The organism is Protofrankia sp. CiP1_Cm_nod1 (assembly GCF_920888515.1).
Lineage (GTDB): Bacteria > Actinomycetota > Actinomycetes > Frankiales > Frankiaceae > Protofrankia.
The window spans coordinates 1-9572 of the sequence record NZ_CAKKTM010000385.1 but is presented as its reverse complement, the minus strand read 5'-3'; the positions used below and the strand labels follow the sequence as shown (position 1 = coordinate 9572).

Below are 9572 nucleotides of genomic sequence, written 5' to 3'. Positions count from 1 at the left end.
CGGCCGTGCCGACCAGGCTGACCAGCGCGTCGGTGGCACCGAGGGCGCCGAGCGGCACCGAGGGCGCGGGCTGTCGCACCGGGCACGGCGCTGCCGGCGGGATCGGATCCCGTGCCGGTGGCGCCGGGGACGCGGCGTCCGTCGACGACCTCGCGGGCGACGAGATCCCGGACGGTGGTTCGGAAGCCCACGTGGTCCCGCTCGTGGCGCGTGCGTTCCGCCGTGGAACTCCCTGGTCGGGGGTGGCCCGATCGGGACAGAAAGAAGTCTTGTTTATCGATCGCTAAGATGGCCGGGGTGAACGATAGAGCAGGCGGGATGGGGGTCAATCCCCCGAAGGGGGAAAATCCTCTCCGTTACTTCAATTGTGATGACGGTTTCTGCCGGTCATCGGCTGTGGGGCTCGTTGCGGTCGCTGGCGGCGGGATCACGTCCACCGCTTGACGCGCCTGCCACTGGAGCCTAGCGTCCCTGTTTATCGATCGATAAATAAATGATCGTGGTTTGCCTGGGAGGCCCGTGGAAGCCGGCCCGTGGAAGCCGAGAGACCGGCCACGGACGGGTCCTCTCACCGCTGAGAGGAGCGCGGGATGAGCGACGCCGTGATCGTCGACGTGGTACGGACCGCGTCCGGCAAGGGCAAGCCGGGCGGGGCGCTGTCCGGTGTCCATCCGGTGGACCTGCTCGCGGGCGTGCTCCAGGCGCTCATCGAACGCACCGGCATCGACCCCGCCCTGGTCGACGACGTCATCGGTGGCTGCGTCTCGCAGGCCGGCGAGCAGGCGGCCAACATCACCCGGAGCGCGCTGCTCGCCGCCGGGCTGCCCGAGTCGGTGCCCGGCGCCACGGTCGACCGTCAGTGCGGCTCCAGCCAGCAGGCGGTGCACTTCGCCGCCCAGGGCGTGCTCGCGGGCGCCTACGACGTGGTCATCGCCTGCGGTGTGGAGTCGATGAGCCGGGTACCGATGGGCTCCCCGGCGCAGGGGCAGGACACCACCGGGACGCTGCTTGCCCGGCGCTACCCCGAGGGCCTGGTCCCGCAGGGGGTGTCCGCCGAGCTGATTGCCGCCCGCTGGAAGCTGGAACGCCAGGAGCTGGACGCCTTTTCGGCCCGCTCCCACCAGCTGGCCGCGGCCACCGCCGCCGCCGGCGGCTTCGACCGGGAGATCGTGCCCGTGGGCGGCCACCGGGTGGACGAGACCGTACGCCCCTCCACCACCGTGGCGGGGCTGGCCGGGCTGAAGCCGGCCTTCCTCGGCGTCCCCTCGGCGGCCCGCTTCCCGGAGATCGGCTGGCACGTCACCCCGGGCAACTCCTCCCCGCTCACCGACGCCGCCTCGGCCACCCTGATCGTCAGCGCCCGGGCCGCCGAACGGCTGGGCCTGCGCCCCCGGGCCCGGTTCCACGCCTTCGCCGTCACCGGCTCGGACCCGGTGCTGATGCTCACCGGTGTCATCCCGGCCACGCAGAAGATCCTCGCCCGGGCCGGGCTGTCCATCGACGACATCGACGCCTACGAGGTCAACGAGGCGTTCGCGCCCGTCCCGCTGGTGTGGCAGCGCGAGCTGGCCGCCGACCCGGCGAAGCTCAACCCCCGCGGCGGCGCGGTCGCGCTCGGCCACGCCCTGGGCGCCTCCGGTGTCCGGCTGCTGGCCACCCTGGTCAACCACCTCGAGGCGACCGGCGGCCGGTACGGTCTGCAGACCATGTGCGAGGGCGGCGGGATGGCCAACGCCACCATCATCGAGCGCCTGTAGCCGGGCCGGACGCCGTACAGACAAGCGGGACGCCCTCCCGGAACACCGGGGAAAGACCGCACTCCGTGGGAGGAAAGCTCCGTGAACATCGAAGGCAGTGTCGCGCTCATCACCGGCGGGGCCTCCGGCCTGGGCCTGGCCACCGCGTACCGGCTGCTGGACGCCGGGGCGTCCGTGGCCCTGGTGGACCTGCCGTCCTCCGACGGCGCGGCCGTGGCCGCCAAGCTCGGGGACCGCGCCGTCTTCACTCCCGCCGACGTCACCAGCGAGCAGGACGTCACCGCGGCCCTCGACATCGCCGGGCAGCTCGGGCCGGTACGCGTCGCGGTCAACTGTGCCGGCATCGGCACCCCCGGCCGGGTGCTGGGCAAGGACGGCCCCCTCTCCCTGGAGCTGTTCACCCGCGTGCTCAAGATCAACCTGATCGGGACCTTCAACGTCATCCGGCTGGCCGCCGCCCGCATCAGCGCCCACGAGCCCGTCGACGGCGAGCGCGGGGTCATCGTCAACACCGCGTCGGTGGCCGCCTACGACGGCCAGATCGGCCAGGCCGCCTACTCCGCGTCCAAGGGCGGCGTCGTCGGCCTCACCCTGCCCGTCGCCCGCGACCTCGCCGGCCGGCAGATCCGGGTGGTCACCATCGCCCCCGGCCTGTTCGAGACCCCGATGCTGGCCACGCTGCCTCAGGAGGCCCGCAGCTCCCTGGGCGCGCAGGTGCCGCATCCCAGCCGGCTCGGCCGTCCCGAGGAGTACGCTGCCCTCGTCCAGCACATCGTGGACAATCCCATGCTCAACGGTGAGGTCATCCGCCTGGACGGCGCCATTCGCATGGCCCCCCGATGATTTCCCCGGTGATTCCCTGAGGAGTCCCGCGTGAACACGGCACCGGATACGGCCGCCGGTGCCGCGAGGCGGTGGCGCGAATACCCACCGCTGAATCTGCACCCGGTGCTCAGGCACGCCATGGAGGCGTTCCACGAGCACGGCTACCACGGCACGTCGGTGCGCGACATCGCCCGCCGGGTCGGGGTGACCGTCCCGGCCCTCTATTACCACTACGAGAACAAGCAGGCCCTGCTGGTCACCCTGATCGAGACCTCCATCCGCGACGTCCTCGACCGCTGCCGGGCCGCGGTGGCCGAGGCCGGTGACGACCCGGCGGCCCGCTTCTCGGCCATGGTCGAGTGTGTCGTGCTCTACATGACCAACCGTCACCGGCTGGCCTTCCTCGACACCGAGATCCGCAGCCTCGAGCCGGAGAACCGGGCCCGGTACGTCGCGTTGCGTGACTATCTGGAGCACATGCTGCTCGACACGGTCGAGGCGGGTGTCGCCCAGGGCCACTTCACCACCCCCATCCCGGCCGACGCCAGCCGGGCGGTCCTGACCATGTGCCAGAGCGTGTCCATCTGGTATTCCCCGGACGGGCCGCTGCCGCCGGAGGCGATCGCGCAACGGTACGTCCTGCTCTGCCTGAGCACGGTCGGCTACACCGGCGACCACCCCCTCGGGCCGGGCCGGCCGGCCGGCGGCCAGCGCGGCCGCCCGCGGGCGGTCACCGGCACCCGCGACGCTTTCCGGTAACTTCGACGTACGCGGGGGGATCGCTTCCAGCCGTCCCACGCCGGTCTCGAGAAGGGCCCCCGGGCGCCTGTCAGGGACGCCAGCCGCCCTTTGTTTTTCCCTGTTTCCCCCTGCTGATGGAGGGACAGCCCCCCTACAGGGGAGGTTTCGCTCCCGTGACACCTCTTAACGTCCGGAGTGACGGCCGTCATATTTGTGATGGCTCCGGCGAAGGAGGCCCTCATTGGGACGCATGCCGCGGGACGTGGTGTCACACGAGCTCGATCTGCTCTGGCAGTCGATCTTCACCTGGGTGAGCTGGGCTCTCGTGCTCGGTATGATCATGGTCGCGCTCTATCTGTGGCGTAGGGAGCGGACGCCGTTCTATCTCTGCGCGCTGCTCGCGGCGGGCGTCGGGGCGTTCGCCGAGCCGCTGTACGACGTCGCCTTCGACCTGTGGTTCTTCGACGCGGACGCCGCCGGCAAGCCGGGCGCGATGTGGTCGCACTTCAGCGCCTTCGGCGTCGTGCAGCCCAACTGGACGCACAGCGGCTACATCATCCTGTACGCCGCCGTCGCGCTGTACGCCGGGCGCCGGATGTACGAGGGCCGTCTGAGCTACCGGGGGCTGTTCGCGATCTGGGGGGCGGAGATCCTCACCTCGTGCGTCTTCGAGACGATCGGCACCGGCGTCGACGTCTACACCTACTACGGCCCCTACGAGCTGCGGATCTGGAACTACCCGGCGGTGATCGGCGTGCTCGAGGGCACCCAGACGGTCCTGTTCACCGTCCTGGCCGTGCAGATCTGGCGGCGCGTCTCCAGCCCCTGGGGCCTGGCCTCGCTGTTCGCCGCCTTCCCGATCACGATGTTCGGGGCGAACTTCGGTATCGGCAGCCCCATCATCATCGCGCTGCACCTGGACGGCGAGGACTTCTCCCGTGGGCTCGTGTGGGCCGCGACCTTCCTCACGATCGCCCTGTGCGTCCTGGCCATCCACGGCGCGTCGAAGTTCCTTCCCCGGCCCCGCGCGGCCGCCGAGCCCGACGGCCTGTCCGTCCCGCCACGCGAGCGCGCCGCTGGGGTGACCGTTGGCGCGACCGCGGCGTGACCATGGCGTGACCGCGGCATGACCGCGGCGTGACTACGCCCGCCACCCGGAGGGGCTCGGCTTGAGACCAGCGTCCCTCCGGGCCGGCGGTCTCTGGCCGCGGGAGCCCGGGGCCTTCGCGTCCGCGCCATGTTCCGGGACGCGGGCCCGGGCCGTTCCGGATCAGAAAGCATGCCCTCTGGATTCTTGACTGATTCCAGAAAACGGGCCAGGGTCGGGGACGTGACTACGGCCGTGGACCTCCGGCAGATACCGCGCGGGGCCACCCTGCGCGCGGCCCGTCCTCGGATGGCGGTGCTGAGCGCGGTGCGGGCGCGTCCGTGCGCCGCAACGGACCCGCTCGCCGGCGCCGTGCGCGGGCATCTGCCCGGGGCGTCCCACCAGGCCGGGTACGACTCGCTGCGTGCGCTGACGGCCACGAGCCCGGTGCGGCGCGTCCGTCCGTCCGGCTCCGTGGCTCTCGCTGCGGGTCGCGGGCAGGGGACGGCCATCACCATGTCGTGTGCCGGGTCGTGCGCCGGTCATCCGGCGTCATCGCCGACGTCGGCCGCGCCGTTGGTGAGGTGCCCTGCCCGGCCGCGTCCGACGGCCGCGGCTTCTCGACCGACGAGGCCGGGGTCATCCGCTGGGGCCTGCGTACCGGCTGCTCCACCGCACGCAGTTCCTGACCGCCCCTGATCCGCCTAGGCCCGGGAGGAATCTCAATGTCCGAGAACCACGATGCGGTCGTATACGACACAAACGCGGAGAGTAGTGGTAGTCGCCCGGCCGCGAACGGGCGTGTCCCGCACCCCACCCAGGGCGGCGGGAACCGCGGCTGGTGGCCGAACCGGCTCAACCTGAGGATTCTCGCCAAGAACCCCGAGGTGGCCAGTCCCCTCGGCAAGGAGTTCAGCTACGCCGAGGCGTTCCGGACCCTCGACCTCCCCGCCGTGAAGCGGGACGTCGCCGAGGTCCTGACGACCTCGCAGGACTGGTGGCCGGCCGACTACGGCCACTACGGCCCGTTCATAATCCGGCTGGCGTGGCACAGCGCGGGCACGTACCGCATCAGCGACGGCCGCGGTGGCGCCGGTGCCGGCCAGCAGCGCTTCGCGCCCCTCAACAGCTGGCCGGACAACGCGAACCTCGACAAGGGCCGCCGCCTGCTGTGGCCGGTCAAGAAGAAGTACGGCCAGCAGCTCTCCTGGGCCGACCTGTTCGTCCTCGCCGGCAACGTGGCCCTGGAGTCGATGGGCTTCACGACCTTCGGCTTCGCCGGCGGCCGTGAGGACGTCTGGGAGCCCGACGAGGACGTCTACTGGGGCCCCGAGAGCGTCTGGCTCGGCGACGAGCGCTACACCGGTGACCGGGAGCTCGAGAACCCCCTCGCCGCGGTCCAGATGGGCCTCATCTACGTCAACCCGGAAGGCCCGAACGGCGTCCCGGACCCGGTCGCCGCGGCCCGCGACATCCGCGAGACGTTCCGCCGGATGGCGATGAACGACGAGGAGACGGTCGCCCTGATCGCCGGCGGCCACAGCTTCGGCAAGACCCACGGCGCGGCCAGCCCGGACGAGCACATCGGCCCGGAGCCCGAGGCCGCCCCCATCGAGGAGCAGGGCCTCGGCTGGAAGAACACCTTCGGCACCGGCAAGGGCGGGGACACGATCACCAGCGGGCTCGAGGGCGCGTGGACGCCTACCCCGGTGACCTGGGACAACAGCTTCCTCGAAACCCTGTTCGGCTACGAGTGGCAGCTGACGAAGAGCCCTGCCGGGGCGTACCAGTGGAAGCCGGCGGACGGCGCCGGCGCCGGCACCGTCCCCGACGCCCACGACCCGTCGAAGCGTCACGCCCCGACAATGCTGACGACGGACCTCTCGCTGCGGCTCGACCCGATCTACGAGCCCATCGCCCGGCGCTTCCTGGAGCACCCGGACCAGTTCGCGGACGCGTTCGCCCGGGCGTGGTTCAAGCTGACGCACCGCGACCTGGGGCCGGTCTCGCGTTACCTCGGCCCGGAGGTCCCGGCCGAGCCGCTGCTGTGGCAGGACCCGGTCCCGCCGGTGGCCCACGAGCTCGTCGACGCCGCGGACGCCGCCGCCCTCAAGGAGCGGATCCTCGCCTCGGGCCTGTCCGTCTCACAGCTGGTCAGGACCACCTGGGCGGCGGCCGCGTCGTTCCGCGGCAGCGACAAGCGCGGCGGCGCCAACGGCGCGCGCATCCGCCTCGAGCCGCAGCGCGCCTGGGAGGTCAACGAGCCCGACCAGCTGGCCGTGGTCCTGCGCGCCCTCACGGGGATCCAGGAGGCCTTCAACGCCGCCCAGACCGGTGGCAAGCGGATCTCGCTCGCCGACCTGATCGTGCTCGCCGGTGACGCCGCGGTCGAACGGGCCGCCAGGAACGCCGGCTTCGACGTCGAGGTCCCCTTCACGCCGGGACGGACCGACGCGTCGCAGGAGCAGACCGACGTGGAGTCGTTCGCTGTGCTCGAGCCGGCCGCGGACGGGTTCCGCAGCTACCTCGGGAAGGGCCAGCACCTGCCGGCCGAGCTCCTGCTGATCGACCGGGCGAACCTGCTGACCCTGAGCGCCCCCGAGCTGACGGTCCTCATCGGTGGTCTGCGTGTCCTGGGGGCGAACTACGGGCAGTCGCCGCTCGGGGTCCTCACCACGGCCCCCGGGACGCTGACCAACGACTTCTTCGTCAACCTGCTCGACCTGGGCACGACGTGGGAGCCGACGTCCGAGGACGCGAACACCTTCGAGGGCCGCGACAGTGCCACGGGCGAGGTCAGGTGGACCGCCAGCCGCGTCGACCTCATCTTCGGCTCGAACTCCGAGCTGCGCGCGCTCGCGGAGGTCTACGCGAGCGACGACGCGCGGGAGAAGTTCGTGCGCGACTTCGTCGCGGCGTGGACCAAGGTGACGAACCTCGACCGGTTCGACCTCACCTGATCATGATCAGGTCATGACCTGATCGAGGCCCGGTCCTGACATCCTGGTCAGCCGGCCGGCCGGCCGGCCCGCGCCGGCCCCGGCTGACCAGGACGTTCCCGTTCCCGTTCACGGACCGGTCGGCCGGCTGGTCCGCGACGTGAACCGGCCGTGCCCAGCCGGCGTCTGGCCGGTGCTGGAACAGGAGCTGGGGCCCGGAGACGTGCGTTCCGTCGCCGGGGCGGGCCCGGCGTCTGGATACAGTACGTCCGTACAGGTATGTGTGCTGCGTGTGTCACGGTCGAGACCTGGAGGGCGAGCTCGGGCCCGGCTGTCATGGGCGCGGCTCGTTCACGGAGGGCTCGGGGCCATGCGTCTTCACGTGGGATGCGCGATGTGGACGCACAGGTCATGGCAGGGGCGTCTGCTGGCACATCCGCTCCCGTCCCACGAGCGTCTGCGCCACTACGCGAGCTGGTGCAACGCGGTCGAAGGAAACACGACGTTCTACGCGACCCCGGCCAGCGACACCGTGGTTTCGTGGGCACGGCAGACCGGCCCCGACTTCCGGTTTGTGATCAAGATGCCAAAGGTCATCACGCACGAACGCCGTCTCACGGACGTCGACGAGGCGCTGCACGCCTTCCTGGCGGCGATCGAGCCGCTCGGCCCACGGGCCCATGCCCTCTGGATACAGCTGCCGGGGTCGTTCGCTCCTGCCGACGTCCCCGCGCTCGCCCGCTTTCTGTGCCGGCTCACCAGGTCCCACCGGTACGCCGTGGAGGTCCGTCACCCCGCGTTCTTCAACGATCCTCGCGCGGCGCGGCTCCTCGAAGCGGCGCTTGCCACCGTGGCCGCCGAATGGATCCCATTCGACACCACCGCATTCTTCCAGAGCCCTCCCAGCAGCGATGCCGAACGGGACGCATGGACGAGGAAACCGCGCCTGCCGCTGCGGCCGCTCGCGTTGACCGACCGGCCGATCGTCCGCTACCTCGGCCGCGACGCCGCCGAGCGGACGATCGAGGGCTGGCAGCGTTGGATCGACATTGTCGCCGGATGGCTGCGTGAGGGCCGGTCACCCACCGTTTTTGTCCATACTCCGGACAACGCCGACGCACCGCCGCTCGCCCGCCGCTTCCACGACGAGGTCCGGGTACGCGTGCCCGGACTCGACGCGCTGCCCCAGCCGATACCGACCGAGCCCCTGACCCTTTTCTGACGCGGCGCGGGGGACGGTTTCCCGCGGCTCGCGGATTCCCCGCGAGCCGCGGATCCATCCCGGATGGAGGCGGTTCCCCCTTCGAGGACGGGGCAGATACTGTCTCCGGTCCTCGTCCTCGAAAGGGCTGGCCACGGGCTTTCAGCTTCCCTGGGTGGGACGACGCCGGCCGGTTTCTTCGAGCGCGGCGGCCAGAATCGGCCCGAGCTGGGCCAGTGCCTCGGGCCGCATCATGTGATGGTGCGTGCTTGCGATGGCGTGGATGGTGATCATGCCACCGACGTACGGCTGCCATGCCCGCGGTGTCGGGTGGTCGTCAGGCGGGCTGTCGGGGGCGGGCTGGGCCGCGGTGAACAGCAGCAGGTCCCCGTCGAAGCGGCCGGGGGTGAATCCCCGCAGCAGCCGGACGTTGTTGTTGGAGACATCGATGACGGCTGCCAGTGCGCGCTCTTCCAGGAGTTCCGCCGGAATGGTGCGCTTGCGGCGTAGGAGGTCCATCACGCGGTCACGGTCCAGTTCCTCGTCGAGTGGCCCCTCTTCGCTGAGGCCGGCGGCGTCGAGGAGGAGAGTGAGGACGTCCCGTTCGCTGAGCGGTGCCGCTTCTTGCGAGGATTCCGCCCCGAGGGGATAGGCGTCGAGCAGGGCCAGGAGCGCGACCTGCTCACCGGCGCGTTGGAGCTCGGCGGCCAGGGCATGGGCCACCACACCGCCGAAGGACCAGCCGAGCAGGTGGTAGGGCCCGGCCGGTTGGGCCGCGCGGATCTGCTCGAGATAGTCGGCGACCATCTCCTCCAGGGTGGCCGGCAGCTCTTCCGGCCCGGCCAGGCCCCGTGCCTGCAGGCCGTAGAGCGGATGGTCCGCGAGGTAACGCGCCAGCCCGATATAGGGCCAGCTGATACCGCCAGCCGGATGGACGCAGAACAGCGGAGGACGGCTGCCGGTGGGACGCAGGGGCAGCAGGACCTCCAGCATGCTCCCGCCGGTGGCGGGGCTGGCGCCGC

At 71.2% G+C, this 9572-nt stretch carries 7 protein-coding genes and 2 pseudogenes; 8 read left to right on the top strand and 1 reads right to left on the bottom strand.

Going from position 1 to position 9572, the window contains the following annotated elements; translation table 11 throughout:
• The 8 genes and pseudogenes from NBX02_RS17310 to NBX02_RS17275 all read left to right on the top strand — a co-directional run.
• Positions 1-287 (top strand): annotated as a pseudogene (locus NBX02_RS17310) (hypothetical protein); the annotation flags it as partial.
• Positions 288-590: 303 nt separating this feature from the next.
• Positions 591-1757 (top strand): acetyl-CoA C-acyltransferase, encoded by a 1167-nt coding sequence (locus NBX02_RS17305; protein ID WP_250292226.1) that lies wholly within the window; start codon positions 591-593, stop codon positions 1755-1757.
• Between the two features lie 81 nt (positions 1758-1838).
• Positions 1839-2600: a 3-hydroxyacyl-CoA dehydrogenase gene (locus NBX02_RS17300; RefSeq protein ID WP_250283750.1), complete on the top strand. Its 762-nt coding sequence runs from the start codon at positions 1839-1841 to the stop codon at positions 2598-2600.
• A gap of 30 nt (positions 2601-2630) precedes the next feature.
• Entirely contained in the window at positions 2631-3341 is a 711-nt protein-coding gene (locus tag NBX02_RS17295) for a TetR/AcrR family transcriptional regulator (protein ID WP_250283748.1), read from the top strand.
• A gap of 223 nt (positions 3342-3564) precedes the next feature.
• Positions 3565-4431 (top strand): hypothetical protein, encoded by an 867-nt coding sequence (locus tag NBX02_RS17290; protein WP_445548501.1) that lies wholly within the window; start codon positions 3565-3567, stop codon positions 4429-4431.
• Positions 4432-4719: 288 nt separating this feature from the next.
• A pseudogene (locus NBX02_RS17285) lies at positions 4720-5099 on the top strand (transcriptional repressor).
• A 36-nt stretch (positions 5100-5135) separates the two neighbouring features.
• Positions 5136-7370: a catalase/peroxidase HPI gene (gene katG, locus NBX02_RS17280; protein ID WP_250292225.1), complete on the top strand. Its 2235-nt coding sequence runs from the start codon at positions 5136-5138 to the stop codon at positions 7368-7370.
• 349 nt (positions 7371-7719) lie between these two features.
• Positions 7720-8571 carry a DUF72 domain-containing protein gene (locus NBX02_RS17275; RefSeq protein ID WP_250283745.1) on the top strand — a complete coding sequence of 284 codons (852 nt, stop codon included), beginning with the start codon at positions 7720-7722 and terminating at the stop codon, positions 8569-8571.
• Between the two features lie 141 nt (positions 8572-8712).
• Here the strand turns inward: NBX02_RS17275 and NBX02_RS17270 are convergent.
• The coding region (locus NBX02_RS17270) for an alpha/beta fold hydrolase (RefSeq protein ID WP_250292224.1) at positions 8713-9572 on the bottom strand (860 nt) is incomplete at its 5' end.

Coding starts and splice junctions, on each gene's coding strand:
- NBX02_RS17305 (WP_250292226.1), top strand. CDS start 591: ATGAGCGACGCCGTGATCGTCGACGTGGTACGGACCGCGTCCGGCAAG.
- katG (WP_250292225.1), top strand. CDS start 5,136: ATGTCCGAGAACCACGATGCGGTCGTATACGACACAAACGCGGAGAGT.
- NBX02_RS17275 (WP_250283745.1), top strand. CDS start 7,720: ATGCGTCTTCACGTGGGATGCGCGATGTGGACGCACAGGTCATGGCAG.